Origin of the sequence: Bradyrhizobium nivariense (assembly GCF_029846695.2) — a bacterium.
Lineage (GTDB): Bacteria > Pseudomonadota > Alphaproteobacteria > Rhizobiales > Xanthobacteraceae > Bradyrhizobium.
The window spans coordinates 37,015-63,717 of the sequence record NZ_JARWCR020000031.1; the positions used below are offsets into that span (position 1 = coordinate 37,015).

Here is a 26,703-nt window from a genome sequence, read left to right on the forward strand (position 1 = left end):
GCGCCGAAGCGCTCTTGTTCCATTAACAAAACGTCAACAAAACCAGTCAGTTATGGTGAACGCTTTGTTAAGCGTCGTGGTTTATTTTGTGTTGCAGGTGACAAGCCGTCACCGCTTCGTCTTCGTTGCGTAAGCCGGAAGCAGCATGATTGTTCGGCAGTTCATCAATTGGATCAGGACAGCGCCCGCCGGCGAGCGGGCCGAGGCGACGCGGGCACTGGCCCGGGCCTGGCTGATCTCAGACCTTTCCAATGACGACCGGGTTGCCGCCGAGGGCGCGCTTCTGATGCTGCTCGACGATCCCTCGCCGCTGGTGCGGCAGGCGATGGCCGAGGCTTTTGCGCGCAGCATTGAGGCGCCGGCCGCAATCGTGCGGGCGCTGTCGGCGGATCAGCCGACCGTCGCGCTGCCCGTGCTCGAACATTCTCCGCTGCTGATCGACGCCGATCTCGTCGACATCGTCGCGACCGGCAACGACGAAGTGCAGTGCGCAGTCGCCCGCCGCATCGCGCTGCCGGTATCGGTCTGCGCCGCCATTGCCGAAGTCGGCTGCGCCGCGGCAGCGCTCGAGCTGATCGAAAATCCTCATGCCGAGCTTGCGCCGTTCTCCTGGGATCGCATCGTCGAGCGTCACGGCCATCTCGCCGCGATCCGAGAAGCGATGCTGGTGCTGGAGGATCTGCCGTCCGCCACGCGCGCCGCACTGGTGGCAAAACTCTCCGAGACGCTGGCGCAATTCGTCGTGGCCCGCAACTGGCTGAGTGCCGACCGCGCCGAGCGCATCGCGATCGAGGCGCGTGACCGCTCCACCATGAACATCGCGGCGCGCTCGCGCGGCGAAGACATGCAAGGACTTGTTCGGCACCTGCGCATCACCGGCCAGCTCACCGCGGGTCTTATTCTGCGCGCGCTGCTGTCGAGCAATCTCGACCTGTTCGACGCGGCGCTGGCTGAACTCGCCGACCTGCCGCTGGCGCGCGTCTCCGCGCTGCTGCACGATCGCGGCGGCAATAGCCTGCACGCGCTGCTCCGCCGCGCCGGGCTTCCCGAGGCGACGTTTGCGGCCTTCCAGGTCGCGCTCGATGCCTGCCACGAGCAAGGCTTCGTCGATAGCGACGACAATGCGGCGCGGCTGCGCCGCCGCATGGTCGAGCGCGTGCTCACCCATTGCGAGACCGACCGCGGCGCGACCGAGCCGCTGCTGGTCCTGCTGCGCCGCTTCGCCACAGAATCCGCGCGCGAAGAGGCAAGGCTGTTCTGCGACGAGCTGGTCGCGGACGAGGCGATCGCGCCGGTCTATGACGATCTGATCGCGGCCTGAATCGTAGCTTCTAGTGCGCAATTGCGCACGGGGGGGCCGGGGCCCATACCGCGAGGTCTCGCAATTGAAGCGAGATGGCTGCCGCCTTTTGCAACAATTTCCGCTGGTGGTTATGGGTTCCGGCCTTCGCCGGAACGACGCCTATGGTTACCCCGCCGGCACGACGCTCGGTGCGAGGATCATCTCGAGATGCTCGGGGCGGTCGCGGTTGACCTGGGCGAGATAGTCGTCGGCGACCTTGCGCAGGCGCCGGCTGAGCTCGGCGGAGACGCTGATGCTGTCGAGCTTCGTGTTCTCGTGCACGATGGCGAGGATGGCGTTGATGTGGTGCGTGAACAGCTCGGCCGGCACCTTTTCAAGATCGGGCGCGTGCTCGATGACGCGGCACAGGCTCTCGGCAACGCCCGCCGCCGCCGGATAGCCGAAGGTCGCGGCGTCGCCCTTGATGTCGTGCGCGGCGCGAAACAGCTCGTCGCGCCTGTCCTTGGTGAAGCCGTCGTGCCGGATGGCGACGTAGGCGGCCGACAGCCGGTTGATCTCGGTCGCCATCCAGTCCTTGAACTCGCCGGCGAGGCCCGCGAGCGCCTGTTCGGCGCGGCCGATCGGATCGTCCATGTCCTTCTCTTCGACACGGCGCAAGACCGTCCGCAGCGGATTGGGCTGCGTGATGATTTGATGCGTGGCGAAGGCCGTGACCTTGATGTCCCTTGCGCTGTGCTTCGCCATGATATCGGCCTCGATCGTGAGAGACGTTGCGCTAGATGGAGGAGCGGGCCTTGTCGAGCAGCGAGGGCTGCTGCAGCACCTCGTGCTTTTCGCCGACGCGGCGCTCGGGGCCCATATAGGCGGAGTTGGTGTTGCGGCGCCGGTCCGGGCCGAAATAGGTCTTGGTCTTGATGAAGGGGCGGGGACTGGCGACCACGTTGAGGATACGCTGGTAGAGCCCCTTGGCTGAGATCGGCTTGGCCAAAAATTCGGTGACGCCGGCATCGCGCGCCACGGTGACGCGGCGCTTCTCGGAATGGCCGGTCAGCATGATGATCGGCGCGTAAGGATTGCCCTTGGATTCCGGCTGCCGGATCATCTGCGCCAGCTCGAGCCCGTCGAAGATCGGCATCGCCCAGTCCGTGATGACGATGTCGGGCACGTAATGGCTGTACATTTCCAGCGCCGTGGCGCCGTCCTCGGCCTCGTAGACTTCACGCGCGCCAAAGGAATGCAGCAGCGTCCGCAGAATGCGGCGCATGTGCGGATTGTCGTCGCAGACGAGGAAACGCAGCTTGTTGAAATCGATGCGGAACATGGAGCCCGGGCCGAAGCGGTCAACTTTCGTTAACCATATCTCGCCGGGAGTTAACGAAGGGTTGCGACCGGGGCCTCAAGGCGGAGGTCGGGGGCTCAGTTGCCGAACTGCTCGCGCAGGATGCGCTCTTCCAGGCTGTGGCCGGGGTCGAACAGCATCCGCATCGAGATGCTCTTGTCGGACAAGACCTCGACGCGCCGGACCCTGCGTACTTCCTCATGGTCGGCGACGGCCGCGACCGGGCGCTTGTCGTCCTCCAGCACCTCGATCACGACATAGGCGGTGTTGGGCAGCAGGGCGCCGCGCCAGCGCCGCGGCCGGAAGGCGCTGATCGGTGTCAGTGCCAGGAGCGCCGCGTTGATTGGCAGGATTGGGCCCTGCGCCGATAGATTGTAGGCAGTCGAGCCTGCCGGCGTCGCTACAATGATCCCGTCGGCGATCAGCTCGGGCATGCGCTCGCGCTCGTCGATCAGGATCCGCAGCCGCGCGGCCTGGTAGGTCTGTCGGAACAGGTAGACCTCGTTGATGGCGTGGTGCAGGTGAACGCGGTCGTTGACGTCGGTCGCGCGCATCAAAAGGGGATTGATCTCGGATTCGTGGGCCGCCTCGAGCCGCGCGCGCAGGTCGTGCGTCGAATACTCATTCATCAGGAAGCCGACCGTGCCGCGGTGCATGCCGTAGATCGGCTTTCCCGAGTGCATGTGCTGGTGCAGCGTCTGGAGCATAAGCCCGTCGCCGCCAAGCGCGACGACGACGTCGGCTTCCTTCGGGTCGCAATTGCCATAGTCCCTGGTGAGCTGGCCGAAGGCGGCCTGCGCCTCGCTGCTCGGGCTGGCGACGAAGGCGATCCGGTCGTATCGCGCTGGCTTGGTCATGGCTTCCGGGCAGGGCCGCTGGCTGGAGAAAGTTCCGCCGCGCTCGTCTATACGACCTGGGCCTGCATTGTCGAGGATGACCGCCCTTCAAGGCAAACGGACGGCTGCCGGATCCAGGACGAAAACGGGTCGTTTCGAGCCCGATCGGCCTCCTTGGGCGACATCGGGTCCATAATCCCCCAAACCGTCGCAATTCCGCGCTAGCCTTGCGGTCCGCACCGGTTCTCGCAGCCGGGGAGGGAGAACGATCATGGCCACGAATATGCCGGCGCTCCGCCGCGCGATCCTGGTGCTGGCGGTGTCGGCTTTCGCGCTCGCAGGATTTGCGCGCGCGGACGATCCGCCGCAGCCGCGCTCCGAGGCGGCGGCGCCAGCCGGACAGAAGGGCGGACGCGGCGGCGCACAAAGCGCGTCGCAGGCCTCGCCGTCGGCCGCCGAACCGCACCGTCTCCCGGTGGATTCCACCACGAAGCAGACGCTCGATCTGCCCGGCCGTACCCTCAACTTCGCTGCGACCGCCGGTTCGATCCGCGTGTTCGACGGCAAGGGCGAGCCGCTGGCCGACATCGCCTATACATCTTATGAGCTCGACGGCGCCGACCGCGCCACGCGACCCGTGACGTTCCTGTTCAACGGCGGGCCCGGCGCGTCCTCGGCATGGCTCCAGTTCGGCGCGGCGGGTCCGTGGCGGCTGCCGCTCGATGGCGAAGCCCTGTCGCCGTCGGCGTCCCCCGAGGTGAAGCCGAACGCGGAGACCTGGCTCGACTTCACCGATCTCGTCTTCATCGATCCCGTCAGCACCGGCTACAGCCGCTTCGTTGCGAACGGCGAGGATGCGCGCAAGTCGTTCTACTCCGTCGACGGCGACGTCAACTCGATCGCGCTCGTGATCCGCCGCTGGCTCGAGAAGCACGACCGGCTGACCTCGCCGAAATATGTCGCGGGCGAAAGCTATGGCGGCATTCGCGGCCCGAAGGTGGTGCGCCAGTTGCAGCTCCAGCATGGCGTCGGTGTCAGGGGATTGATCCTGGTGTCGCCGCTGCTGGACTTCCGCGAGTTCACTGGCACGAGCCTCCTGCAATATGTCGCGACGCTGCCGAGCTATGTCGCGGTGGCGCGTGAAGCCAAAGGACCCGTCAAGCGCGCCGATCTCGCCGACATTGAGGCTTACGCGCGCGGAGAATTCCTGGCTGACCTCGTCAAGGGCGAGGCGGACAAGGAGGCCAGCAACCGCCTTGCCGACAAGGTCGCCGAGCTCACCGGTATCGACCAGGCGGTGAGCCGCCGGCTTGCCGGCCGGTTCGACGTCGGCGAATTCCGCCGCGAATTCGACCGCAAGAACGGCAAGGTGACGGGACGCTACGACGCCTCGGTGCGCGGCTTCGATCCCTATCCGGATTCGAGCAGCTCGCGGTTCGGTGACCCCTCGGGCGATGCGCTGCAGGCGCCGCTGACGAGCGCCGCGGTCGATGTCCTCACGCGCAAGCTCAATTGGCGGCCGGACGGTTCCTACGAGGTCCTGAACGGCGCCGTCGAAGGCCATTGGGATTTCGGCCGCGGCATCAACCCGCCGCAGTCGGTGTCAGAGCTGCGCCAGATCCTCGCCACGGATGCGAAGCTGAACGTGCTGGTCGCGCACGGCCTGTTCGATCTCGCCACGCCCTATTTCGGATCGAAACGGGTGCTCGACCAGTTGCCCGCCTTCGTGACGTCCCGGCTCAAGTTCGTCGTCTATCCCGGCGGCCACATGTTCTATTCGCGCGACGGCTCGCGGCAGGCCCTGCGGGGCGAGGTCGAGGCTCTCATTCGGGAGTAGGCGGGCGCTTGCGGGGCTTGTATCTCCGCGCGATCTCGCGGGCCACGACGCGCTCCGGCTTTATGTTGGCTCCCGCAATCCAGATGTCACTGATCCTCCCGCGCTTGTCGCGGTTGCGGCGGACCGGCTCGCCGTGGCTGGCGTAGCCGGCAGCCCAGGCGAGCTTGCCGGTGTCGCGGCCGGTCACCTCGATCTCGGCGGCGTCCATGAAAGGGTTGTTGAACTGCGGATTGGCGATGAGCACGCGGTTGCCCGCGGGGACGAGATCGGTCGCGCCCCAGATCGTCCACCAGCGGCCGGTCCAGTCGCGCACGCGGCGGTCGGGTGCACCTCGAGTCTTGAACACGCGCAAGATCTGCATCGCGCCGTCCATCCAGAACGGCGCCGCGCCGTCGATGGAGTTGCTGAGGATGCTGATCGCGAGCTCGCAAGCGGGGATGGAGCAGGTCCGCGAGATGTAACCTTGAAAGCCGCCGCCATGGCCGAACCAATCCCAGCCGTCGGTGTTGCCGGCGTTGACGCCGAGGCCGCAATAGCCTTCGAAGCTTTGCGGGACGCGCCAATGGTTTCGCGTCATCTCGCGGCGGCTCGCGACCGATAGCACGCTCTTTTTCGCATTGGGCGCGAGCTGCGCGAAGAAGCGTGCCGTATCGGCGGCGGTCGCGACGAAGCCGGCGGCGGACGCCATCGCGCGCGCGGGATTGTCGCCGGGGATCACGCAGCGCTCGCCCAGCGGCACTTTTCGGGTGTGACCGCGCGCGAACGCCGCGCTCTTGGGAAGTGGCGCGTCCGGCTCGGTCTCGCGCAGGCCGGCAGGCTCGACGATCTCGTGCTTGATCCAGACCGGGTAGGGCTCCTTCGTCACGGCTTCGATGACGAGGCCGATCAGCCCAAAGCCGTGATTGGAATATTTGAAGCGCGTGCCCGGCTCGATCGCGGTCGGCAGCTTCAATTCCGCGAGCAGCTCCCTGGCGTTGAGATAGGGACGGCTGTCGATGAACTGGCCGGAATCGGCGCCGTCGCGCGTCAGCCCCGCGCTGTGCGACAGCACCTGCGCGATCGTCGTCTCGGCGACGCGGGGATGCAGGCCGCCGACATATTGGCCGATGGGATCGTCGAGCCGGAGCTTGCGCTGCTCGCGCAGCTTCATGATGCCGGCCGAAGTAAAGCTCTTCGAGTGCGAGGCAATGCGGCAGCGGTGGCGCGACGTGAGCTTCTCGCCGGTATCGAGATTGGCGATGCCGAATGCGTGCTCGGCAACGATTTCGCCGCGATGGGCGAATGCGACGATGACGCCGGGCTGTTGGATTGTCGTTTGCTGGAATTCGATCCAGGAGCCGATGTAGTCGATGGCGGATCGCAGCCAATTGTCCATTGCGCACCAACTTGCGAGGGGAGATTGGTGCGCGAGGCTAGCCGAGAACGCAGAACGGGCACAACCCCGCGGTTGTACCCGTTCGCTTCGTTCGAAGATGCGATGGCTTTAGTAGACGAGGGTCGCGCCGGTGGGCTTGTCGAGCGCTGTGGCAAGCGAGCGATACTCGGAGCTGTCGGTGCCGGCGAGCGAGGCGATCTTGTTCAGATGATATTGCGCCTGTTCGCGGTTGCCCTGCTCGAGCTGCCAGAGGCCGTAATACTGCCAGGTGCGGACGTGGTTCGGATCGTCCTTCAGCGCCAGCTCGTAATAGACCTTCGACGACTGGTAGTCGCCGAGCTTGCGATAGGAGTAGCCGATCAAATTGGCGACGTCGGCGACGTCGTCGCGCTCAAGCGACTTCAGCTGGCCGATCGCGCCGGTGTAGTCGTGGTTGTCGTAGATCGTGGTGTAGGCGGTGCGATAGGCGGCGAGGAATTTGGGATCGCTGATGGAGGAGCTCTTCTTCTTGCCCTTTTTGGTCGAAGTGTCCGACTTCGGCGGTGACGAGGGCTCGTCGCTGCCGGCGGCATAGGCGCTGGTCAGAACCGGCCCGGCCGCCAGTGCCATCGAGACAAGTCCCGGTACCAGAAGCATTGAGAGTCTGCGCATCTAAGTTCTCCCGTATGGAACGTGGCGATCGTACACGATTGCCCAAAGACCGGAACACCCAACGGACAAAAACATTCCCGGCTGCCCCGGTCTATTCGCCCTGCCGCAGATGACAAACTTGTCATCCAGATGAACGGAAGCCTGCTGCGGGCTTCAGATTGGGTTCAGTGCGCGCCCCCTAGGCTCCCACCTACGATCGAAGGGTTGGCGAGAGGGCGCCCGCCTCAAGATCCTTCCAAGAGGAGACCAACCATGTTGAAGACCATTTCCGCAGCCTTGCTCGCAGCTTCCGTGATCGCAGCCCCGGCTTTCGCCGCCGAGGCCGGCAAGACCACTACGACCACGCCGGTGATCAAGGCGGACCAGAACCAAACCAAGGTGTCGACCACCGCCGCGAAACCCGACGCCGGCCTCAAGGCCGATGCCAAGACTTCCGATGGCAAGACTTCCGATGCCAAGGCGGGCGCCAAGGTGGGTACCAAGTCGAAGGCGATGAACGCCAACGCCGCGGTCACGCCGGACGAGCACAAGACCGTGCGCACGCATCGCCATCACCACAAGCATCTGTCAGCCAAGAAGTCGCTGAAGACGCAACCGGACGTGACCAAGCCGGCGACCATGGACAAGCGCAGCTAACGACTGATCCCGCGCGGCGGCATCCTGGCATTGCCCCGCTGCCGCGTGCGGAATTCAGACCCGGCCCGTCGTCCCGGCGTCTGCGCGAAAGCGCAGGCGTCGGCGGCGGGCCGGTGCGTTGTCCGCAAGGCTTGTTGTCCGCAAGGCTTGTTGTCGGCAAGGCGCGCGAGCAGGACCGAATTCCCTTCGCGCAACCTCGGGGCTAGAACGTCTCCTGGTCTGATTGAGCGGAGAGCGCGAGCTGTGGGGCGATTGGCGAAACAAGCGGTGCGGCTGGCATTGATCCTGGCATTGCCGTTGGCGCTCGCGGCATGTTTTGGCAGCGACGGTGACCGTCCAACCCTGATGGAGGGGACCCAGGCCGGTGGGCCGCAGCCGTTTCCCGACAATTTCCGCAGCGATACGCTGGCCTTGATGCGCAGCTATCTGAACAACCCCGTCGGCGTGCGCGACGCCAGCATGGCCGAGCCGGTGCAGCGCGAGGTCGGCGGCCGGCAGTTCTATGTCAGCTGCCTGCACTTCACCCCACGCGAGACCGACGGCACCTACAAGCCCATGCGCGAACGCGCCGTCATTTTCGTCAACGGCCGGGCGGACCGCGTCGTCGATCGCGCCAGCGAGCTGTGCGCGGGCGCGGTTTACGTACCCTTTCCGGAACTGGAAAAGATGACGCGGTAGCGCAAAGCCCGCCTTCATCGCCTGGTGGTAGGACAGAGGCCGCCGGAGCTGCCGGATCACATTTCGGCGAGCTTTGAACGGGGTGGTTTCGCCTTGCGACAAATCGTTACGGCCGGCCTTTGCGCAGACGACAAGAACAGTCGGTGCAAGCAGGCGTGACGGAACAAAATCGCGTTGTTGCCGCCCCGTCACAGTTACGAACGATCAACGTTCCGGCATCGCCGCGAAGCAACCTAATTCACGCCACGTTGTTTCCTGAGTGTCGAATTTGAAAGAACGGGGATGATCATGAAGACGATTTTGCTGGGCGCAGCAGCGGCTTTGCTGGCGCTGGCCGCACCGGCCGCCGCCGCTGACATGCAGCCGCGCACCTATACCAAGGCACCGGCCTATACGCCGCCGCAGGTGATCTACAACTGGACCGGTTTCTACATCGGCGGCCATGTCGGCGGCGCCTTCGCCGGCGACAGCAGCTTCCAGTCGAGCGACGCGCGCTTCCTGGGCGGCGTGCAGGGCGGCTTCGACTACCAGTTCGCGCCGAATTGGGTGGTTGGTGTTGAAGCCCAATATTCCTGGCTGCCGACCAACAATAACGGTGCCACGTTCCCGCTGGGCACGCAGGTAACCTCCAACACCGACCAACTCGGCTCGGTGACCGGCCGCATCGGCTACACCTGGGGACCGGCCCTGCTCTACGCCAAGGGCGGTTATGCCTGGCGCAATGGCGGTCTCGGCGTCAACATCGCCGGCGTGCCGCAGGCCTTCGCCGCCACCGGCAACAGCAAGGACGGCTACACCGTCGGCGGCGGCCTCGAATACATGTTCGCGCCGAATTGGTCGGCCAAGGCCGAGTACCAGTACTACAACTTTGGCAGCACGACCTTCACCTCCGGCCCGGCCGACATCGTCGGCGTCCGCGGACGGGAAGACGAGCATACCGTCAAGGTCGGCGTGAATTACCGCTTCGGCTGGGGCGGTCCGTCAGCCGCGCGCCAATGAGTCGTCGGCGACAAGCCGAGATCTGACCCCAAGATCTGACAAAGGCCGGGTCCAGCCGGCCTTTGGTTTGCCGGCCTCCTTTGTTTGCCAGCCTCCTGTTTGCATTGCGTGAACCATCTGGCGCGTCGTTTGCAGGCAAACGTTTCGGTGGGCGCCTTCTCACGCGCGTCATGGAGCTCGGGTAAAGCAAAAATAATTTTTGCCGCTTACGGAACTCGCGCTCCGGAACGCGTTATATGAGAATTACGGGCAGGTGGGACGACGGACATGCGTATCTTGGTGTCGGCAGTGGTACTCTCGTTCGTTGTGTGTCTGCCGTGCTCTGCCCAAACAATCCTCAAATCCGAGCCTCTGATGCTGGCACCTTATGAGGTGGCCTTCGTCAAGGACGCCTCTTGCCCCTCCGGCAAGGTGCTGAAGGTCACCGGCGCGATCCGGGGGCTGCATCGCCGGAAGGCCTGCGTGGCCCTGGCCGGCGAGCAGGCCTCGCTGGCGACCGCGACGCCCTGAGACTTTCCCCGGCGCTGACTTTCCCCGGCTTCCAGCCGGATCCTAAGCATTCAGCTCGAGCTCCATCCTGGATTGACGATCGGCCTCGGCCTTGTTCCTGGCGGGGTCCTCGCCTTGTGCCGCCCGGCAAGGCTTGATCTCGTAATCGTTGTCGAGCACCCGGCGTGGCCCGGGGCGGTCGTCGTCCGCGGATACGTCCACGACAAGGCCACTCCGCTGCGCGAGCCTCCAGACGTCGGACTCGTCAGGATAGGCCTTGCTGATCTGGGCGTCGTTGCAGAACAGGGCGTAGGGCATTCTTCGCGCTCCCGGAAACCGCGTTAACGACTTTGCGGGGGCGGGGTTCCCGGTGAGCGACCGATCACGCGGCCGTGATCTGGGTCGCCGAGCCTGAGTCCTTAACGAGTCCTGAATCCCGAAAAAAAGAATCCCCGGGACTCGTTTGGCGGAATCAGCGGATGTTTTCGGCCATGAGGACCGACCTGAAAACCTCTTGCGGGCACATGCTGCTGCCCCTGACGCTGGCCCTGTTGGGCGCGTGCGCGGCCAATCTCTGGCTGGTGTGGTCCTGGCTGTAGCCCGCGACGGGAGGCCCGGCTTTACTTTTCAGCCGGTGGACGGGAGGAGGGGTCGCGGATGGCGGCGCGCAGTTTGGTCAGGGTGGCCGCGCAATATTCCTCGCGCTCGCGCTCGAACCGCTCCTGGTGCTTGCGGAAATTGGCGATGCGGGCCTGCATCTCGGTGCGGAAATCGTAGCTCGCCCGCGGCGGCGGGAGAGGTGAGGACCGCGGCGGCGGAGCCGGCTGGAGCGGCTCGAACTCGTCGACGGTCTTGCCGGAGACGATCTCCACCGACGCGGCAGGTGCCGCCATCGGGATCTCCGGCGGATGGAGATCATCCTTTTTGCCGGTTACCGATTGGACGAAAGCCATTGTCTGGGCGATCAGCGCGTCGCGTTCAAGGATCCACTTCATGGCGCACCTTTGTTGGGGCTATTCCAGCAAAGCTGGCCGATCGAATCAAGGAGGTGTCCGGTAGGGGATTGCATATTTTTCCCGCCCGCCCGACAGTGGGGGATGGATGCCAAAGCGGACCATTCGGACGAAGCAGAGGGCTTGAGGCTCGTCCGCGCCTTCCTGTCGCTGTCGCCCGACAAACGGGCGGAGGTGATCGCGTTCGCGGAAGCACTGGCGCGCGCCCAAGGCCGGCCCGAGGAGGGCACGGAGGTCTCGCCGAGGTGAGCGCTATCGCGCCCGCGGATTGACGTTGGGCTCAAACGGCGCCCCGACCACCCGAACCGGTGTCGGAGCAGTCACGTCGATCGCCGCCCGTTCGGCCATCTGCTTTGCCGGAGCCGGCCCCAGTGTCAGTTCGAGCAGCGCAACTGTGCCGGCCACGGCGCCACAGCACAGCGTCACCGTCGCCAGCAGAAACATGTTTCGGTTTTCTTCCCTGATCCGCATGAGCCGACAACGGCCGACGCCGGCGACCGGTTCCGCGCCGGCCATGTCCGGATCGCGCCCCCGGTCGGGCCGAAGCTTACGTCGAGACTCCGAAGGGTTATTTTTCCGTAAGGCCATTCGGGACATTTGGCATCAAATTTTAACGTCCACGGGTTCCAATGCCCGACGCTGGGATTATGCGTCGGCAGAAAATTGGGACGGCTGCGATGAGCGTTTTGAACAACCTGAAAATCGTGTGGAAGGTCGCGCTGATCGTGGCCGTGATGGGCTGTGCGATGGTTGCCGTCGCCGCGTTCGGTACGCGCGAACTCTCGGCGACCGTGGACGGCTTCGCCGAGCTCTCCGCCGCGCAGTCGTCGGCGCTCAACCTGACGCGGGCCCAGCGCCGCGCCGAGACCTATCATGCCGCGCTCTATGCGGTCTTCACCGAGGCGACGGAGGCGGGCAACGCCAACCGCCTCAAGACCGCGACCCAGAACCGCGACGAGATCCGTCAATATTTGGAGGCGGCGGAGCAGGACGATCCGGCCCGCGCGAGCCAGATCAAGAGCATCGGCGACCAGTTGAAAGCCGTGTTTGCCGGCTGCGATCCGGTGCTGAAGGCCGGTTCGCTCGCAAGCAGCCCCGAAGAGAATGCCAAGGCAGCCGAACGCGCGCACAAGGAGTGCGACCCGGTGATGGATGCGGCTCTCGCGCGCATTGCCCAGTTCGTAGGCGAGACCGCACAGGCGGTCACCAAGCGCAAGGATGCCATCAACCGCGACGCCCGATCCGCGACCTGGACCGTGATCGGGGTCAGCGCTGGCGGCCTGATCGTCGGCATCGCGATCGCGCTGTTCATCGGCCTCTACGCGATGTCGCGCCCGATTGCCCGCCTCAAGCTCGCCATGGAGGGCCTTGCCCGCAACGATCTCAAGACCGAGGTGCCCGAGAAGGACCGGCGCGACGAGATCGGCGACATGGCCAGGACGGTCGAAATCTTCAAGACCAACGGGATCGAGGTCGAGCGCCTCAAGGCTTCGCAGGTCGAAGTTGAGAAGCGGGCCGCCGAGCAGCGCAAGCGCGATATGGTCAACCTTGCCGACGGCTTCGAACGGGCGGTCGGCGAGATCATCGAGACGGTGGGCTCGGCGTCCACCGAGCTCGAGGCGTCGTCCTCGACGCTGGCCACCACTGCGCAGCGCGCGCAGGAGCTGACCTCGGTCGTCGCGGTCGCCTCGGGTGAAGCCACCGGCAACGTGCAGTCGGTTGCGACGGCCACGGAGGAGCTATCCTCCTCGGTCAACGAGATCAGCCGGCAGGTGCAGGAATCCGCGCGGATGGCCGGCGAGGCCGTCACCCAGGCCCGCACCACGACCGAGCGCGTCAGTGAGCTCTCGGTTGCGGCGACGCGCATCGGCGACGTCGTCGAGCTGATCAACACCATCGCCGGCCAGACCAACCTCCTGGCGCTCAACGCCACGATCGAGGCGGCCCGTGCCGGCGAGGCCGGCCGCGGCTTCGCGGTCGTCGCCGCCGAGGTGAAGACGCTGGCCGAGCAGACCGCGAAAGCGACCGGCGAGATCAGCCAGCAGATTTCCGGCATCCAGACCGCGACGCAGGAATCCGTCAACGCGATCCGCGACATCTCCGCGACGATCGAGCGGCTCTCGGAGGTGTCCTCGACCATCGCCGCGGCCGTCGAGGAGCAGGGCGCCGCGACCCAGGAGATCTCGCGCAACGTGCAGCAGGCCGCCCACGGCACCCAGCGGGTCTCCACCAACATCACCGACGTGCAACGCGGCGCGGCCGAGACCGGCTCTGCCTCCTCGCAGGTGCTCTCGACCGCCAAGATGCTGGCGACCGACAGCAACCGGCTGAAGGACGAAGTCGGAAAGTTCTTGCGGACGGTGCGCGCCGCGTAAGTCGGCGCGGCGGCTTTCGTCCGTCGCGCTGATCGCGCTTATTGCAGCAGCAGAAACGCAAGCGCGATGACGAGCAGCACGCCCGTCATGATGATGGCAGTCGCCGCGCCGGCGGCGATCCTGGCCTTCTCTTTGCCTGTGGTGGAGCGCATTGGGCCCAGACGCGACGGATGACGTAAGCAGGTTCGCTTACGGACCATTTCGGACCGCTCGCTTTGCCTGTATACTGCGGCTGCGCCGGAATTCACATCCCGTCCTATGACCTCCAATCGTCCACCCGTGCTCGCCCATGAGCGGTTCGTCGCCGACCGCGACAATCTCGCGGGCCTCGACCTTGCCGCGCGGTTCGTGCGGATCGAGCAGACCAACCTGTGGGGCGCCGCCACCTCGGTATCGGGGCTCGGCTCGGAGGACCCCGCGACTGCCGCGATCCGCGAGGCGCTTCCTCTGCTGCTGCAACGGCTCGGCGCGCGCTCGCTGCTCGATGCGCCCTGCGGCGACGCGGGCTGGATCGCCCGCTTGAAGCTCGATCTCGACTACACCGGCATCGACATCGTGCCGTCGCTGATCGAAGCCAATCGCCGCCGTGTGGCGGGCGGCGAGTCGTCCGGCCGGTTTCTCGTTGCCGATATCACGCGCGATGCGCTGCCGTGCGCGGATGTCATTCTGTGCCGGGATTGCACGGTTCATTTGAGCTTCGACAACATCGTTCGCGCCGTCGCCCGCTTTCGGATGAGCGGCGCGCGCTTCCTGCTGGTCACGACGTTTCCCGAATGGGAAGGCAATCGCGATTGCGAGGACGGCGACTGGCGGGCGCTGAACATGGAGAAGGCGCCGTTCGACTGGCCGGCGCCGCGCGCGCTGATCAACGAGCGTTGCGAGGAGGGCGGTGGCGGCTGGCGCGACAAGAGTCTCGGGCTGTGGCGGCTCGATCAATTGTGGGATGGGGCCCGCATTGCCACGGATGTGTGACAGGCGCGAGCGGAACGTCCGTTGCCTAAGTGATGGCCGTCGCGATATACTTGTGGTTGTGTGAAGCGATCTCGCGTTGCGGTGACGATACCGGAGCACGCCATGAGGACGAGTTTTGTCGTAGCCGCTCTGTTGATCTGGTGCTCCGCGCCGGCACTGGCGCAGCAGGACGGCGCTGCGCTCTATGCAACACAGTGCGCACAGTGTCACGACGGCGATGTCCAAAACCGCGTGCCGGGCCGCAGTGCCATGCAGGCGATGTCGTTCGATCATGTGCTGGAGACTTTGACCTTCGGCAGCATGTCAGCGATGGCGAAGGACCGCAGCGACGGAGAGCGCCGTGCAATTGCCGCCTTCGTCACCGGCAAGTCCGCGACCAGTGCCAGTGCGGTCGACGCGGAGGGACGCTGCACGCAGCAGGCCGGCGGCTTCCCGCAAACGCTGGACGGTCCGCGCTGGAACGGATGGGGCGTTGACGTCAACAACAGTCGCTTCCAGCCGGCCGATATGGCCGGTCTGACCGCGGAGCAGGTGCCGCACCTGCGGCTGAAATGGGCTTATGCCTTTCCCGGCGCCTCGGTGTCCTTTGCGCCGCCAACCATCGTGGGCGGCCTGCTGTTCATCGGCGGCACCGACCGCAAGGTTCACGCGCTTGACGCGCGAAGCGGCTGCACGCTGTGGACATTCGCGGCCGATGCCGCCGTGCGCGCCGCGATCAGCTTTGCACAGCTTCCGGGCTCCGATCAGTTCGCGATCTTCTTCGGCGATTTGCGCGCCAACGCCTATGCCGTGAACGCGCTGACCGGCACGGTGATCTGGAAAACCAAGGTCGAGGAGCATGCGGCTGCGCGCATCACCGGCGCGCCGACGCTGCATTCCGGCGTGCTCTACGTGCCGGTGTCCTCGCTCGAGGAAGCCGCCGGCTCGCAGGCCTCGTACGAATGCTGCACCTTCCGCGGCAGCGTGGCGGCGCTGGACGCCGCGACCGGCAAGACGGTCTGGCAGGCCTATACGATTCCCGAAGTGCCGCATCCGACCGGCAAGAATGCGAGGGGCACGCAGCTATTCGGCCCGTCCGGCGCCGCCGTCTGGTCGGCTCCGACGATCGATCCGAAGCGCAGCGCGATCTATGTCGCGACCAGCAATTCCTACTCAAATCCGCCGTCCGCAACCAGCGACGCGATCCTCGCCTTCGATCTTGCGACAGGAAAGCTGCTCTGGAAGCAGCAGGCGACGCCGAAGGACGCCTATGTTGTGGCGTGCTACAGCGCGGACAAGACCAATTGTCCCGAGGATCACGGACCCGATCACGATTTCGGTCAGTCGCCAATTCTCGTGACCCTGCGCGACGACAGGCGCGTGCTGGTCATTGCGCAGAAATCCGGCGTCGTGCACGCGCTCGATCCCGATGACGGCGGCAAGATCCTGTGGCAGACGCGGATCGGGAAGGGCGGCGCGCTCGGCGGCAGCGAGTGGGGCTCGGCCGCCGACCAGGACCGCATCTATGTCGCGAACTCCGACGTGCGCTTTACGCGCGACGGCACGCGGCGGCTCGATTCCACCCAGGGCGGCGGTCTGTTCGGGCTCGACCTCGTCAGTGGAAAGATTGCAATGGAAGTGCCGCCGGTCGCCTGCGGTGACCGCCCGCAATGCAGTCCCGCGCTGTCGGCGGCGGTGAGCCTGATCCCGGGCGTCCTGTTCTCCGGCGGCGTCAGCGGCTTCCTGCGCGCCTACGCCACCGCCGACGGCAAGCTCTTGTGGGAGTTCGACACCGCGCAGGATTTCAAAGCTGTCAACGGCGTCCCCGCTTATGGCGGCGCAATCGACGGCCCGGGGCCGGTCATCGCCCGCGGGATGCTCTACACCAATTCCGGCTACGGCCAGTGGAGCGGCATTGCCGGCAACGTACTGCTGGCGTTCGAGGTGGAGGAGAAGTGAGGGCCGTCATCGGCGCGACTTGCGGCAGTGCAGGACCAGGGCATCGCCGCAGGTTGCCTGACTACGCTCTCGACCGCGGTCGCGATCTGCGTGCTGTATTCGGCGCTTATCACGCCTGCCATCTACTCGCTCCTGGCGCAGGCGATCACGACGCCGCCGGACAATTCCGCGCAACGAAAGCCCTGGAGGTGCGTCATATGGCTTGGCGCCCAGGATGAAATTGAGTTTGGCTTGAATGGCGAGGTCTTCTTCGTCAGTCAAAATAGGCATGCACGCTCCGGCCTCTGCGCTTCGAGATACGGAGCGGGCCGATAAGGATTGTGCATAGGCCCCTGCAAATTCTGGTGGAACAAAACACCGAGCGTTCGAAACGTGAGGAAGCGGAGTGTGCTCGATGATCGATGCCAAATGCAGTTGTGGGACCGTCAGGCTTTCGCTTCCGGGACCATCCAGCCTGGTAGTCGCCTGTCATTGTGTCGATTGCCAGCGCCGAACCGGCGCGCCGTTCGGCGTCGGTGCCTTTTATCCGGTTGGGGCCGTCACGATCTCGGGCGCGCCGAAGGAGTACGTCCGGCCAAGCGCAAGCGGCGGCAAGGTCCGCAGCTATTTTTGCTCCGGCTGCGGTTCGACGGTCTATTGGAAGGCGGACAATCTGCCTGCGATGATCGGTGTTGCCGTCGGTGCGATCGCGGCACCGAATTTCCCAGTCCCGATCAAGTCGGTTTTCGAGCAGTCGAAACATGCCTGGGTGGAGATATCAGGCGCTGAGCACTTCCAGCAAAGCAGCGTGCCGAAGCATTCGAAATGAGCGTTGGGCGTCAAAAGCTGGTGCCGGCTGAGGGGATTGAACCCCCGACCTTCGGTTTACAAAACCGCTTGTCTGTAAACAGGATATCGCCCGAAGGGGCATAAAGCACAAAATTTGTTGACAGTATAATAGGTTAGATCGGCATTAGAAATCGACCGCTTGTAGAATGGGGCTTGGGTCTCCATATGTTTGTATCCCCATGTATCCCCAAAAGGCCTGAAATGGCAAACAAGCGATACGCGCTGACGAAGGATTTGCTAAGCGAGGCCGGCGCCAAGCGCGATGCGGACGCCGAATGCCAGTTCGCCATTGATAATCCCAGAGGCCTCAGCCTCCGCGTCAGGGGCGGGGAGGTCGCTTACTATGTGCAGGCCCGCACGCGTGTCCGAGGCCAAAAGTCCACGGTCGTAAAACGGCGGCTTGGAGCGATGGGAGACTTCACTTTCGCCCAAGTGAAGAAGATCGCTACCGAGGCAATATTCGCGATCAAGAACGGGCGCGATCCGGACGCCGTAATCGAAACCAGGTTGATGGGTGGCGACGAAAAGTCCGTCGCTATCGCCGTTGACCGCGCCGAAGCCCTGAAGGGTGAACTGTGGACTTTCGAGACACTGATCACTCAATACGCACAACGAACGAAAAGCGTGAAAGACAGTGGTCGCAGTGAAGCAGCCAAGTTGCGCCTTGCACCTTCGTCAATCACCGAACTTGAGACGCGGTTGCGAGATCGGCCGGAAAACGCTGAACTCAAGAAGCGTTTCGTAAAGGAGCTTCGCCTTGAGGATCTTGAAGAGGTTCGCGACCTGATTGAGGCCAGCGGTTCAGGTCCCTCGGCTGCAGCAAAATATGCTGATCTGGCCAAGCGGGTTCTACGCTGGGGACTCCAGCAAAAGCGGCGCTTCACTGGTCTTGAGCCGACTGCGACCTGGTGGGAGGCGTTATCCCACGAGTACGAAATGGAGGATCGCTCGGGGCGCTATCTCACCCCGGCGCAGATCGGGATGCTCATTGCTCTGCTGGAGGCCGTCAGGCCGTTGGGAGGCAATAACAACGATGCAGTTCTGGGTGCTCTGCAGGTTTCATGGATGATCCCTCAACGGAGCTCCGCTCTGGTGAATATGCTCGCGTTGGGCTCCGATCGCTGGATTCCTGATCCCGCGCCGGAACGTGTCGGTTGGCGCGTCTATACCTGGAAACCGGACGAGGTCAAAAACAAGCGCGAAATCAAGTTGAGCGTTCCGCCTATCGCGATCGAGATCCTCGAAAGAGTGGCGCGTTACTCGAGACAACAGTTGGGCGCAGTCTCGACCTGGGCGTTTCCGCAGGATCGCAACAAGTATCTGGTGCGCGCTCTCGCCGCTAAACAACGTAACGATAATGGCGTACCGGCCCATCTGGATAAGGCGATTACTCCGTCCTCCCTCAATCACGCGCTTGATGCCCTGGCAGGACGCAAACCGGGATGGCCGGATCTGCTCACTGTCGTTGGGCTGCCCAACCGGATTGGCCCCCATGACGAGCGTCGGTCGGTCACAAGTTTCTTTGAGAATTTCGGTGAAGGTGCATATGCATCCGCGCTCCTGGATCATCGCGTGAGCGGCGCAGACAAGATGTCGCGCGAGGTCGCTGCCATCACCCAGAGCGTTTACAGCGCCGCGGACCGCGTGGTGTTCAAGGCCGAAGGCATGCTGATGTGGATGGAAGCGGTGTTGCCGGCTTATGAAGCTGCAAAAAAGGATCCGCGCCTGGCGAAGGCAGTTGAAATGCGAAAGGTCGCTTTGGCGAAAGGGTCGTCTAATGAGACGAGCGGGCGATCCAAGGCGCGTTCCGCGGGCGCGCTTGGCTCGGCTTAGATTTCGAAGATCATGATCTCCCGGTGGGGCAGCCCAACGCCGTGCTCGATGCGGTCGGGCCATTTCTTGCGCTTCACGCACTGAGACTTTAGTCTGCGGCCGCCAACGGCGGGATCGGCAGCGCCGTAATTGATTTGATCTTTTCCATCGCAAAGCGCGAGGTGACGTTCTTGAGCGGCACGGCGTGGATCAGCTTCTTGTAGAACACGTCGTAGCTCAGCATATCCGGAATGACCACGCGAAGCATGTAGTCGACATCGCCGGCCATCCGATAGAATTCCATCACCTCGGGCATGGCGCTGACGGCCTCGGCGAAGCGCTTCAGCCAAGCATCCGAATGGTCAGCGCTCTCCACGGAGACGAACACCGAAAGACCCAGCCCGATCTTGTTCTGATCGACCAAGGCAACGCGCCTCAGGATCACGCCGTCGGCCTCCAGTCTCTGAATGCGCTTCCAGCACGGCGTCGACGACAAGCCGACGCGGTCCCCGATTTCCGCAACCGAGAGCGAAGCGTCCTCCTGGAGAACCGCCAGGATTTTCCGGTCGATGGCGTCGAGACGACGGCCGGTCTCGGCGAGCTGCAGGGCAGCGTCGGTCATGTCAGAAACCTCGATGTGATTGAAAGTTGGACGCGTTGTTTGGCGTCAGCCGTGCGGCCCGAACAGGAATATCTCGTAGAGATCGTCTTGCCTGTCGTCCGGGCCGCCCGCCGGTGGCCGCAAGGAGCGCTGCGACCATCCGCGTGCCTGTCCGATCAAACGAGCGAAGCCTGACTGTAGTGAGATGACGTAGCTCATGTTCACTCCGGACAGCGGTGTAGGGCGAGAACACCGAAAAGCTATCACGGCAGGGATGGCGTTGAACATTGCTACACGCTCGTCGGGGTCAGTTTGGTTGAAACGTGCTGGCGTCGCCGCGAGCGCGAGTGTAAACTTCCACGGCACTTGGCGGCGGTGGATGATTTCGATGTCCGTTGCTGGGCCAAAAGCAAAAGGCATCGCGTTGCTAGTCGACCGCCAGCAGCGAAAGCACGTCGGCCTGCCGGAGCCGCGGTGCGGAACCGAGGTCGGATGGCCTGCGGCAGGACGCTGACGCTGGATAGAGCATGGGCATACCCATGCCGCCGGACACGAGATACGGCAAGGCCCCATCAGCTCGGCCATGCAAATGTGCGCCTGTCATGATGCCCAGCGCGATCAGAAAGGTGACCAGCAGCACCAGGGGGAAGATGAAAGCTTCCCGGATGTGGAGCCGATCCGTCACCGCGCGCGCATCGATCGCGCGTTCGACGACGGAACGGCGGCTGGCCCATTCGAGCGTGAATTCGAACATGCGCTCAGCTCACTTCATGTAGTCAGGCAGAGTGAACCCGTCATAGAATCGATCGGACTGGATCGCGGTCTTGAATGCGGGCGATTTGTAGCCGGCGACGATATCCTGGGCCCATTCGGCGCTGGCGTTGGCCTTCTTCACGGCAAGCACGTTGATGTAGGGCGTCGTCATCTTCTCCAGCGCGAAGGCGTTGGTCAGCTTCAGCCCGCTGAAGATCGCGAAATTGCCTTGGACGGCGGCGAAGTCGACGTCGTCGAGTGCCCGCGGTGCCTGTGCGGCCTCGAGCGGCACGATCTTGATGCCGCCGGGGTTCTTGACGACATCGAGCTCGGTGACATCGATCGGCTTACTGTCGCGGATATCGATCAGGCCGAGGTCACGGAGCACCCAAAGCGCGCGTTGCAAATTGACCGGATCGTTCGGCACGGCGACGCTCGAGCCCGGCTTGATCGGTGTGCCCAGCGGATGCTTCTTCGAATAGAGACCCATCGGAGGGGTTGGGACGTGGACGATGCCGACGAGATCGGTGCTCTGCCGCTCGTTGTAGGAATCGAGAAAGATCGTGTGCTGCATCACATTGGCGTCGATCTCGGACTTGAACACCGCGTTGTTGGCTTCAAGGCCGGTCGAGAACTCGACATAGCGGACCTTGTAGCCCTTCTTCTTCAGCTCTGGCTCGACGCCAATCTTGAATTCATCGATGTACGGCCCCGGCACGAAGCCGACGCGGAGCTCCGGCTTCGCGGGTTGCTGTGCCTGAGCATTCCCGGCGGCGACCGAAAGAAAGAGCCAAAAGGCCGGAGAGGAAAAACCACGCTGCTTTCATTTTCACTTGCTGAGCTTGAGGTGCGATGCGATTGTGGATGCGGCTTCAGGCGATCGCCTTGACCGCGTTGGAATAGACGCTCGCCGGTCGGGCGAGGCCATAGTGATCGCGGAGCGTCGTGCCGGTGTAGTCCTCGCGGAACAGGCCGCGCTTGCGCAGGATCGGCACGACGTGCTCGGTGAATGCATCGATGCCGCCGGGCAGCCAGGGTGGCATCACGTTGAAGCCGTCGGCGGCGCCACCCTCGAACCAGGTCTGGATATTGTCCGCGATCTTCTCGGGTGTGCCGGCAATGACCCAGTGGCCGCGCGCGCCGGCAAGTCGCTGGACCAGCTGCCTGATGGTCGGCTTCTCACGGTCGACGATGTCGACCACCAGCTTGAAGCGGCTGGCAACGCCTCGTGCGCTTGCGGTGTCGATGAGGTGGCGGGGAACGGGGCCGTCGAGATCGTAGCCGGTGAGATCGACGCCGATCATCTGGCGCAGCTGGGTCAGCGAATATTCAGGCTGGATCAGCGCGTTGAATTCCTCTTCCAGGCGGTCGGCTTCTGCTTGCGTGCTGCCAATGAAGGGGCTTATGCCGGGCAGGATCTTGATCTCGTCGGGACCACGCTCGAAGGCGCGGGCCTGGCGCTTGATGTCGGCATAAAACGCCTGCGCCGAGTCCAGCGTCTGATGCGCGGTGAAGATCGCCTCTGCATACCGGGCGGCAAAGGCGCGGCCATCGTCGGAGGCGCCGGCCTGCACGTATACCGGCCGCCCCTGTGGTACGCGTGAGATGTTCAGCGGGCCGCGAACGCGGAAATGCTTGCCGACGTGATCGAGTGTATGGATCTTGCTGGTATCGGCGAAGATACCGGAGGCGGGGTCGTTGACGAGTGCCTCATCCTCCCAACTGTCCCAGAGCCGCGAGATCACATCGAGATATTCGCGAGCGCGCTCGTAGCGCTCATGGTGCGGCGGATGCTCGGGCAGGCCGAAATTCTGCGCGGCCTGCGGTGCGCTGGTGGTGACGATATTCCAGCCGGCGCGACCGCGGCTGAGATGATCGAGCGAGGCAAACAGCCGCGCCAGATTGTATGGCTCTGTATAAGTCGTGGACGCCGTTGCGATCAGCCCGATGCGACTGGTGACGGCCGCGATTGCGGCGAGCCAAGTGATCGGCTCGAAGCGAAAGCGCTGGGCATAGCGGACGTTGTCGGCCAGTGCCGGGCCGTCGGCAAAGAAGATGGCGTCGAACTTGCTCGCCTCGGCCCGCTGTGCCAGCTCCTGATAGAAGGTGATGTCGAGAATGCGGTCCGCAGCCGATCCCTTGTGGCGCCAGGCGGCTTCGTGATGGCCGCCGGGATAGATGAAGAGATTGAGAACAAGCTGCCGTTGGTTGCTCATAGTTTGGGAGTCCGGATGCAGGCCGTTGATGCGACGTGATTGAACCGAACTCTATGGCGCCTGAGAGAGAAATGTCGATGAAATGGATTTGCGTTGTTATACGCGATGCGAGCATGAATCTAACGGAAAACAGCGGAATGGAGATGGCGTTGCGAGCGCGCGTTAGCAGTTGCTCCGTATCTAGGCCGATCGTGTTCCCGCCGTTGCTTGAGTCACCACGCTGCTCGGCGGCACGTCCCTGGTCACCCAGACATTGCCGCCGATGGTCGAGCCCCGGCCGATCGTGATGCGGCCCAGGATGGTCGCGCCGGCATAGATCACGACATCGTCCTCCACGATCGGGTGCCGCGCGTCGCCCTTGATCAGGCTGCCTTCGTCGTCGGTCGGAAAATGTCGCGCGCCGAGCGTCACGGCCTGATAGATGCGTACATTGTCGCCGATGATGGCAGTCTCGCCGATGACAACGCCCGTACCGTGGTCGATGAAGAAGCCTGAGCCAATGCTGGCGCCCGGATGAATGTCGATGCCGGTCCTCGTGTGAGCGATCTCCGCCACCAACCGCGCAATCAGCCTTGCGCCGAGCTTATGGAGGATGTGAGCGAGGCGGTGGTGGATGATCGCGGTCATCCCGGGATAGCCGATCAGTATCTCTGGGAAGTTCCTGGCCGCAGGATCTCCGACGAACGCGGCGCGGAGATCGCTGATGATCAGCCCGCGCACGTCGGCGAGCTGTGACGCAAATTTGCGCGTCAGGTGGATCGCATCGTCGCGCTGGAATCCGGCGGTGAGCTCGTCGCCGATGAAAAGTGCGGCGCGGTGAATCTGGTCGCACAGGCTGTCAAGCGCAATGCTGAGACGGTTGCCGACGAAATAGTCAATGTTCTCCCCGTCGAGGTCGAACTGGCCATAATGGCGCGGGAACAGCGCTTCGGTTAGGCCGTCGAGGATGATTTGAAGCGCCTCGCGTGAGGGCGCTCGTCGGGCCTCGCCATCCCGGCGGATGCTGTGGGTCTCCTCCCGGGAGACACGGAGCGCGGCGACGACTCGCTCGAGCTGCCACCGCTTCTGTGCCGGGTTATCGGGGTTGCCTGCTTCGTTATCGGGTGGTTCGCGAGGGATTTCGTGCTTCATGCCGCCTCAGTCCCATCGGGGTGATGTCGGATGATAATGTCACCTGACATGGGCCAGGGGAATACTGATGTCGGCGAGCAGATTGAGGTCAACGTCGTGGTTGATCTCGATGTATTGTCCGTTCCAATAGACCAGCCCAGACGCCTGGGGTGACAGCTCGAAGCTCAAGATGCTACCGACGATAATCGCATGTGAATATCGCTCAATGATCTCCTCCACCTGGCATTCGACCGTCGCCAGCGAATGGCCGAGCAGAGGAACGCCCGATGTTCCCGTCGTCCAGGATATGCCATCGAAGCGCTCCGCACCTTTGAGCCTGCCGTTGCTGAACCGGCTTGCCAGTTCCTGCTGGTCGGATCCGAGGATATTGACCCCAAACACCCGATGACGATCGATCGGAGCAAAGGACGAGGCTTGCCGATTGATGCTGACCAGCACCCGGGGCGGGCTCGCGCTTAACGATGTCAGCGACGTCACCGTCATGCCCGTGATGTCCTGGTCGCGGCCCGCGGTGATGATGCTGACGCCACCCGCAAGACGACGCATGACGGCACGAAACTGGTGCTCGATTTCGTTGCCGCCGTTGACCAGACGAATGTCCGAGTTTCCCATCTGCTTATCCTCACGTCGAGCCTGTCGGGATTGGATTTGGGTCCTTCCGCTAGAAGAACCCCTTGGCGGGCAATGGCGTGCCGTTGATCTCGTGTTCGCCGATCGAGCGCGCCTTGTAGGTGGTCGGATTGTGCGAAGAGAGCGTTCGCGCGTTGCGCCAGTGACGGTCAAAATTCGTCACCTTCTTGGTTGCTGATGCCCCACCGACGTCGAACAGCAGACTGCCGCCGCGTATGGCGAAATCGTCTGCGATGATCTTGGCTTTGGCCGAGAGCAGCGCGGCCGTATGCGCCGCCTCTGCGGCGTTCGTCGCACCGGCTTCGAAAGCGTCGGTCGCTGCGTCCAAGGCTTCGGCGGCGGCGAGCACGACTGTCTCGGCCGCAAAGGCACCGCTGGCGATCTGGCCGACCGTCTGTTGCAAAAGCGGATCCTCGGTCGGAATTTCGGTCGGCGCATAATAGAAGGTGCGCTTGCGCGAGCGCACCAGTGCGGTGGCGTCGCGCAGGGTCGCCCGCGCGATACCAGCGACGATCGCGGTCAGGAACAGCTGGGCAAACGTATTGGAATAGGGGACGCCATAGCCGCCGTCGGGCGTGTCGAACACCACCTCCTGGCGCCTGACCTTGACGTTGCGAAAGTGCGTCGTGCCAGTGGCCGTGAGCCGCTGCCCAACGCCGTCCCAATCGTCGACCAGCTCGATGCCCTCGCGCTTGATTGGAACGATCGTCGCGCCGGTAGCTCCGGATGGATCGGCCGCGCGCACCAGGACATAGTCGGAGTACAGCGTGCCGGTGCTGTAATATTTGGTGCCGTTGAGCAGGAAATCACCGTTCGCGTCCGGCGTAAACGTCGTGCCCGGCGTCACATTGCCGACGCGCGGGCTTTCGAGCTCGGTGGTCGCAAGTCCGATGATGGCACCCTCGGCGACGGCCTTCTGCCAGGCGCGGCTCTGATCGTCCTTCGGCGTGCGCACCAGGCGCTCGACCACGCTGAAATGGTTGCGCAGGATGTGCGCCACATTGGCGTCTGCCTCCCCGAGCCGAATGACGAAAGCGAAGAGATTGCGGATTGTGCTGCTGGCGCCGCCAGCACTCACGGGGAGCCGCAATGCGCCGAGACGGGCCCGGCGGATAAGATCGATGACGTCGAACGGCAGGACGCGGTCGCGCTCGCGGTCGCTTGCGCCTTCGGCGATCTGGTTGAGCAGGGCTTCCGACTCCGGCGAGCCGGTCTTGAGCGGCTCGGATGTCGTCAGGGAGGGGGCGGTAACGGTCTTGTTCATGATTGGCCTGTTGGTCAAGTTCTCAGAGCTGGGCGAGATGGTCGGTCACCTTGACCGGCTCGGGCAAGACCTTGCGGGCGACGAGCCAATCGGCGGCCTTTTGCAGTTCGCTGATGAACCGTTCATCGTTGACCGCGAAGTAGCGATATTGGCGCTTCAGCGCGATGAATTGGTCGCGAACTTCGTCGCTGTACTTGCCCGCTTTCTGGGCAATGTACTCGGCATCTTTGCCGTTCTCCGATATCCATTTGCCTTCGGCGCGGAAGGCCTCGTTTACGGCGCGGACCAGCGCGGGATTGTCGGTCGCGAATTTGCGGGTGGCCAGGTACGAGGTATAGTCGATCTGGAATTCGAGGTCGCGGCCTTCCAGGAAGATGTCGTGCGCTTTGTATTCGCGTCGGGCGATGTCGACGCCGGGGCTCCACATCGACCAGGCGTCGACCTTGCCGGAGGCGAGTGCTGGCGCTGCGTCGGGCGGATTGAGATAGACGAACTTCACCGCGGAGCGGTCGACCTTGTGTTTTTCAAGGGCGGCGACCAGCAGGAATTCGCCGAGGCCCGAGCGGTTGACCGCAACCGACTTGCCGACGAGGTCCTCGATCCTGTCGATGCCGGAGCCGTCCCTGGCGATGATCGCCGTGGTGCGGGGCTCGTAGACAACGAACTGCGTGAACACCAGCGGCGAGCCGGCGATGATCGCAGCCAGGGCCGGCGTGGTGCTGCCGCCAAAACTGAAATCGGCGCTGCCGCCGGTGACGGCCTGCAGGGTCGGCGCATGGTTCGGGAAGGGCCCCAGCCACTCGACCTTGATGCCGTCCTTGGCCAGCACCTTCTCGAACTCGCCACGTTCCTTGGCGATCAGATTGAGGCCGCTGAGGCCCCAGGTCAGGCGGACCGTATCGGTGGTGCGACCAGTTGCAGCCTCGGCGAAATCGCCGAGGTTCATGCCAGCGAGGGCGCCGATGCCGAAAGCCGCGGTACCGAGGAAGCCGCGCCGGGATGGTTTGGCGGACGGGGAGCTAGACAT

General features: G+C 64.0%; 30 protein-coding genes. 12 read left to right on the forward strand and 18 right to left on the reverse strand.

The window, feature by feature from the left end:
• Positions 1–145: 145 nt before the first annotated feature.
• On the forward strand, positions 146–1,321 hold the full coding sequence (locus QCM77_RS24085; RefSeq protein WP_279685188.1) for a DUF2336 domain-containing protein: 1,176 nt from the start codon (positions 146–148) through the stop codon (positions 1,319–1,321).
• A 147-nt stretch (positions 1,322–1,468) separates the two neighbouring features.
• Here the strand turns inward: QCM77_RS24085 and QCM77_RS24090 are convergent, their stop codons facing one another.
• The 3 genes from QCM77_RS24090 to QCM77_RS24100 all read right to left on the reverse strand — a co-directional run bounded on the left by QCM77_RS24090 (position 1,469) and on the right by QCM77_RS24100 (position 3,499).
• On the reverse strand, positions 1,469–2,047 hold the full coding sequence (locus tag QCM77_RS24090; RefSeq protein WP_279685189.1) for an Hpt domain-containing protein: 579 nt from the start codon (positions 2,045–2,047) through the stop codon (positions 1,469–1,471).
• Positions 2,048–2,078: 31 nt separating this feature from the next.
• A complete protein-coding gene (locus QCM77_RS24095) occupies positions 2,079–2,624 on the reverse strand; it encodes a response regulator (protein ID WP_008133731.1) in 546 nt (181 codons plus the stop codon).
• A gap of 95 nt (positions 2,625–2,719) precedes the next feature.
• Positions 2,720–3,499 carry an NAD kinase gene (locus QCM77_RS24100; RefSeq protein ID WP_279660874.1) on the reverse strand — a complete coding sequence of 260 codons (780 nt, stop codon included), beginning with the start codon at positions 3,497–3,499 and terminating at the stop codon, positions 2,720–2,722.
• A 250-nt stretch (positions 3,500–3,749) separates the two neighbouring features.
• On the opposite strand from QCM77_RS24100, the gene QCM77_RS24105 reads away from it, so the two are divergent.
• The gene (locus tag QCM77_RS24105) at positions 3,750–5,315 is read left to right on the forward strand and encodes a S10 family peptidase (RefSeq protein ID WP_279685190.1); all 1,566 of its coding nucleotides are present in this window, start codon (positions 3,750–3,752) and stop codon (positions 5,313–5,315) included.
• Here the strand turns inward: QCM77_RS24105 and QCM77_RS24110 are convergent.
• Positions 5,302–6,690 (reverse strand): serine hydrolase domain-containing protein, encoded by a 1,389-nt coding sequence (locus tag QCM77_RS24110; RefSeq protein ID WP_279685191.1) that lies wholly within the window; start codon positions 6,688–6,690, stop codon positions 5,302–5,304. The genes QCM77_RS24105 and QCM77_RS24110 overlap by 14 nt on opposite strands.
• A 108-nt stretch (positions 6,691–6,798) precedes the next feature.
• The gene (locus tag QCM77_RS24115) at positions 6,799–7,341 is read right to left on the reverse strand and encodes a tetratricopeptide repeat protein (protein WP_279685192.1); all 543 of its coding nucleotides are present in this window, start codon (positions 7,339–7,341) and stop codon (positions 6,799–6,801) included.
• Between the two features lie 252 nt (positions 7,342–7,593).
• Here QCM77_RS24115 and QCM77_RS24120 point away from each other — a divergent pair, with 252 nt between their 5' ends.
• From QCM77_RS24120 to QCM77_RS24135, 4 genes are all read left to right on the forward strand, one after another.
• The gene (locus QCM77_RS24120) at positions 7,594–7,977 is read left to right on the forward strand and encodes a His-rich protein BRANT (protein WP_279685194.1); all 384 of its coding nucleotides are present in this window, start codon (positions 7,594–7,596) and stop codon (positions 7,975–7,977) included.
• A 243-nt stretch (positions 7,978–8,220) separates the two neighbouring features.
• Positions 8,221–8,655, forward strand: coding sequence for a hypothetical protein (locus QCM77_RS24125; RefSeq protein ID WP_279685196.1), 435 nt, complete (start codon positions 8,221–8,223; stop codon positions 8,653–8,655).
• Positions 8,656–8,943: 288 nt separating this feature from the next.
• Positions 8,944–9,654: an outer membrane protein gene (locus tag QCM77_RS24130; RefSeq protein ID WP_279685197.1), complete on the forward strand. Its 711-nt coding sequence runs from the start codon at positions 8,944–8,946 to the stop codon at positions 9,652–9,654.
• Positions 9,655–9,921: 267 nt separating this feature from the next.
• Positions 9,922–10,164, forward strand: a complete 243-nt coding sequence (locus tag QCM77_RS24135; RefSeq protein ID WP_347882390.1) for a hypothetical protein — start codon at positions 9,922–9,924, stop codon at positions 10,162–10,164.
• A gap of 42 nt (positions 10,165–10,206) precedes the next feature.
• Here the strand turns inward: QCM77_RS24135 and QCM77_RS24140 are convergent, their stop codons facing one another.
• Complete coding sequence (locus tag QCM77_RS24140; protein ID WP_279685199.1) at positions 10,207–10,461, reverse strand: hypothetical protein; 255 nt, start codon at positions 10,459–10,461, stop codon at positions 10,207–10,209.
• Between the two features lie 302 nt (positions 10,462–10,763).
• The gene (locus QCM77_RS24145) at positions 10,764–11,138 is read right to left on the reverse strand and encodes a hypothetical protein (RefSeq protein WP_279685200.1); all 375 of its coding nucleotides are present in this window, start codon (positions 11,136–11,138) and stop codon (positions 10,764–10,766) included.
• Between QCM77_RS24145 and QCM77_RS24150 the strand changes: the two genes are divergently transcribed.
• A complete protein-coding gene (locus QCM77_RS24150; RefSeq protein WP_279685246.1) occupies positions 11,052–11,405 on the forward strand; it encodes a hypothetical protein in 354 nt (117 codons plus the stop codon). The two genes, QCM77_RS24145 and QCM77_RS24150, sit on opposite strands and share 87 nt — an antisense overlap.
• 3 nt (positions 11,406–11,408) lie before the next feature.
• On the opposite strand, the gene QCM77_RS24155 is transcribed toward QCM77_RS24150, so the two are convergent.
• A complete protein-coding gene (locus tag QCM77_RS24155; RefSeq protein WP_462675961.1) occupies positions 11,409–11,672 on the reverse strand; it encodes a hypothetical protein in 264 nt (87 codons plus the stop codon).
• Positions 11,673–11,833: 161 nt separating this feature from the next.
• On the opposite strand from QCM77_RS24155, the gene QCM77_RS24160 reads away from it, so the two are divergent.
• The 3 genes from QCM77_RS24160 (at position 11,834) to QCM77_RS24170 (ending at position 16,441) form a co-directional block, all read left to right on the forward strand.
• Positions 11,834–13,531, forward strand: a complete 1,698-nt coding sequence (locus QCM77_RS24160; RefSeq protein WP_279685201.1) for a methyl-accepting chemotaxis protein — start codon at positions 11,834–11,836, stop codon at positions 13,529–13,531.
• A 258-nt stretch (positions 13,532–13,789) separates the two neighbouring features.
• Complete coding sequence (locus tag QCM77_RS24165) at positions 13,790–14,503, forward strand: class I SAM-dependent methyltransferase (RefSeq protein ID WP_279685202.1); 714 nt, start codon at positions 13,790–13,792, stop codon at positions 14,501–14,503.
• Positions 14,504–14,605: 102 nt separating this feature from the next.
• Positions 14,606–16,441 (forward strand): BamB-related PQQ repeat family beta-propellar protein, encoded by a 1,836-nt coding sequence (locus QCM77_RS24170; RefSeq protein WP_279685203.1) that lies wholly within the window; start codon positions 14,606–14,608, stop codon positions 16,439–16,441.
• A gap of 6 nt (positions 16,442–16,447) precedes the next feature.
• On the opposite strand, the gene QCM77_RS24175 is transcribed toward QCM77_RS24170, so the two are convergent.
• On the reverse strand, positions 16,448–16,711 hold the full coding sequence (locus QCM77_RS24175; RefSeq protein ID WP_279685204.1) for a hypothetical protein: 264 nt from the start codon (positions 16,709–16,711) through the stop codon (positions 16,448–16,450).
• 124 nt (positions 16,712–16,835) lie between these two features.
• Here QCM77_RS24175 and QCM77_RS24180 point away from each other — a divergent pair, with 124 nt between their 5' ends.
• The gene (locus QCM77_RS24180; protein ID WP_279685205.1) at positions 16,836–17,249 is read left to right on the forward strand and encodes a GFA family protein; all 414 of its coding nucleotides are present in this window, start codon (positions 16,836–16,838) and stop codon (positions 17,247–17,249) included.
• A 221-nt stretch (positions 17,250–17,470) separates the two neighbouring features.
• A complete protein-coding gene (locus QCM77_RS24185) occupies positions 17,471–19,102 on the forward strand; it encodes a hypothetical protein (RefSeq protein WP_279685206.1) in 1,632 nt (543 codons plus the stop codon).
• Positions 19,103–19,190: 88 nt separating this feature from the next.
• Here the strand turns inward: QCM77_RS24185 and QCM77_RS24190 are convergent, their stop codons facing one another.
• The 9 genes from QCM77_RS24190 to QCM77_RS24230 all read right to left on the reverse strand — a co-directional run bounded on the left by QCM77_RS24190 (position 19,191) and on the right by QCM77_RS24230 (position 26,703).
• Complete coding sequence (locus tag QCM77_RS24190; RefSeq protein ID WP_279685207.1) at positions 19,191–19,703, reverse strand: Lrp/AsnC family transcriptional regulator; 513 nt, start codon at positions 19,701–19,703, stop codon at positions 19,191–19,193.
• Positions 19,704–19,748: 45 nt separating this feature from the next.
• On the reverse strand, positions 19,749–19,901 hold the full coding sequence (locus QCM77_RS24195; RefSeq protein WP_279685208.1) for a hypothetical protein: 153 nt from the start codon (positions 19,899–19,901) through the stop codon (positions 19,749–19,751).
• Between the two features lie 208 nt (positions 19,902–20,109).
• On the reverse strand, positions 20,110–20,436 hold the full coding sequence (locus QCM77_RS24200; RefSeq protein WP_279685209.1) for a hypothetical protein: 327 nt from the start codon (positions 20,434–20,436) through the stop codon (positions 20,110–20,112).
• Between the two features lie 9 nt (positions 20,437–20,445).
• Positions 20,446–21,153 carry a MetQ/NlpA family ABC transporter substrate-binding protein gene (locus tag QCM77_RS24205; RefSeq protein WP_279685210.1) on the reverse strand — a complete coding sequence of 236 codons (708 nt, stop codon included), beginning with the start codon at positions 21,151–21,153 and terminating at the stop codon, positions 20,446–20,448.
• Positions 21,154–21,307: 154 nt separating this feature from the next.
• Complete coding sequence (locus QCM77_RS24210; protein WP_279685211.1) at positions 21,308–22,651, reverse strand: LLM class flavin-dependent oxidoreductase; 1,344 nt, start codon at positions 22,649–22,651, stop codon at positions 21,308–21,310.
• A gap of 180 nt (positions 22,652–22,831) precedes the next feature.
• A complete protein-coding gene (gene epsC / locus QCM77_RS24215; protein ID WP_279685212.1) occupies positions 22,832–23,782 on the reverse strand; it encodes a serine O-acetyltransferase EpsC in 951 nt (316 codons plus the stop codon).
• Positions 23,783–23,821: 39 nt separating this feature from the next.
• Positions 23,822–24,394 (reverse strand): flavin reductase family protein, encoded by a 573-nt coding sequence (locus tag QCM77_RS24220; RefSeq protein WP_279685213.1) that lies wholly within the window; start codon positions 24,392–24,394, stop codon positions 23,822–23,824.
• Between the two features lie 49 nt (positions 24,395–24,443).
• Positions 24,444–25,676, reverse strand: a complete 1,233-nt coding sequence (locus QCM77_RS24225; protein WP_279685215.1) for an acyl-CoA dehydrogenase family protein — start codon at positions 25,674–25,676, stop codon at positions 24,444–24,446.
• 22 nt (positions 25,677–25,698) lie between these two features.
• Positions 25,699–26,703 carry an NrtA/SsuA/CpmA family ABC transporter substrate-binding protein gene (locus QCM77_RS24230; RefSeq protein ID WP_279685217.1) on the reverse strand — a complete coding sequence of 335 codons (1,005 nt, stop codon included), beginning with the start codon at positions 26,701–26,703 and terminating at the stop codon, positions 25,699–25,701.

Coding starts and splice junctions, on each gene's coding strand:
- QCM77_RS24085 (WP_279685188.1), top strand. CDS start 146: ATGATTGTTCGGCAGTTCATCAATTGGATCAGGACAGCGCCCGCCGGC.
- QCM77_RS24090 (WP_279685189.1), bottom strand. CDS start 2,047: ATGGCGAAGCACAGCGCAAGGGACATCAAGGTCACGGCCTTCGCCACG.
- QCM77_RS24095 (WP_008133731.1), bottom strand. CDS start 2,624: ATGTTCCGCATCGATTTCAACAAGCTGCGTTTCCTCGTCTGCGACGAC.
- QCM77_RS24100 (WP_279660874.1), bottom strand. CDS start 3,499: ATGACCAAGCCAGCGCGATACGACCGGATCGCCTTCGTCGCCAGCCCG.
- QCM77_RS24105 (WP_279685190.1), top strand. CDS start 3,750: ATGGCCACGAATATGCCGGCGCTCCGCCGCGCGATCCTGGTGCTGGCG.
- QCM77_RS24110 (WP_279685191.1), bottom strand. CDS start 6,690: ATGGACAATTGGCTGCGATCCGCCATCGACTACATCGGCTCCTGGATC.
- QCM77_RS24115 (WP_279685192.1), bottom strand. CDS start 7,341: ATGCGCAGACTCTCAATGCTTCTGGTACCGGGACTTGTCTCGATGGCA.
- QCM77_RS24120 (WP_279685194.1), top strand. CDS start 7,594: ATGTTGAAGACCATTTCCGCAGCCTTGCTCGCAGCTTCCGTGATCGCA.
- QCM77_RS24130 (WP_279685197.1), top strand. CDS start 8,944: ATGAAGACGATTTTGCTGGGCGCAGCAGCGGCTTTGCTGGCGCTGGCC.
- QCM77_RS24135 (WP_347882390.1), top strand. CDS start 9,922: ATGCGTATCTTGGTGTCGGCAGTGGTACTCTCGTTCGTTGTGTGTCTG.
- QCM77_RS24140 (WP_279685199.1), bottom strand. CDS start 10,461: ATGCCCTACGCCCTGTTCTGCAACGACGCCCAGATCAGCAAGGCCTAT.
- QCM77_RS24150 (WP_279685246.1), top strand. CDS start 11,052: ATGGAGATCATCCTTTTTGCCGGTTACCGATTGGACGAAAGCCATTGT.
- QCM77_RS24145 (WP_279685200.1), bottom strand. CDS start 11,138: ATGAAGTGGATCCTTGAACGCGACGCGCTGATCGCCCAGACAATGGCT.
- QCM77_RS24155 (WP_462675961.1), bottom strand. CDS start 11,672: ATGGCCGGCGCGGAACCGGTCGCCGGCGTCGGCCGTTGTCGGCTCATG.
- QCM77_RS24160 (WP_279685201.1), top strand. CDS start 11,834: ATGAGCGTTTTGAACAACCTGAAAATCGTGTGGAAGGTCGCGCTGATC.
- QCM77_RS24165 (WP_279685202.1), top strand. CDS start 13,790: ATGACCTCCAATCGTCCACCCGTGCTCGCCCATGAGCGGTTCGTCGCC.
- QCM77_RS24170 (WP_279685203.1), top strand. CDS start 14,606: ATGAGGACGAGTTTTGTCGTAGCCGCTCTGTTGATCTGGTGCTCCGCG.
- QCM77_RS24175 (WP_279685204.1), bottom strand. CDS start 16,711: ATGCCTATTTTGACTGACGAAGAAGACCTCGCCATTCAAGCCAAACTC.
- QCM77_RS24180 (WP_279685205.1), top strand. CDS start 16,836: ATGATCGATGCCAAATGCAGTTGTGGGACCGTCAGGCTTTCGCTTCCG.
- QCM77_RS24185 (WP_279685206.1), top strand. CDS start 17,471: ATGGCAAACAAGCGATACGCGCTGACGAAGGATTTGCTAAGCGAGGCC.
- QCM77_RS24190 (WP_279685207.1), bottom strand. CDS start 19,703: ATGACCGACGCTGCCCTGCAGCTCGCCGAGACCGGCCGTCGTCTCGAC.
- QCM77_RS24195 (WP_279685208.1), bottom strand. CDS start 19,901: ATGAGCTACGTCATCTCACTACAGTCAGGCTTCGCTCGTTTGATCGGA.
- QCM77_RS24200 (WP_279685209.1), bottom strand. CDS start 20,436: ATGTTCGAATTCACGCTCGAATGGGCCAGCCGCCGTTCCGTCGTCGAA.
- QCM77_RS24210 (WP_279685211.1), bottom strand. CDS start 22,651: ATGAGCAACCAACGGCAGCTTGTTCTCAATCTCTTCATCTATCCCGGC.
- epsC (WP_279685212.1), bottom strand. CDS start 23,782: ATGAAGCACGAAATCCCTCGCGAACCACCCGATAACGAAGCAGGCAAC.
- QCM77_RS24220 (WP_279685213.1), bottom strand. CDS start 24,394: ATGGGAAACTCGGACATTCGTCTGGTCAACGGCGGCAACGAAATCGAG.
- QCM77_RS24225 (WP_279685215.1), bottom strand. CDS start 25,676: ATGAACAAGACCGTTACCGCCCCCTCCCTGACGACATCCGAGCCGCTC.
- QCM77_RS24230 (WP_279685217.1), bottom strand. CDS start 26,703: ATGTCTAGCTCCCCGTCCGCCAAACCATCCCGGCGCGGCTTCCTCGGT.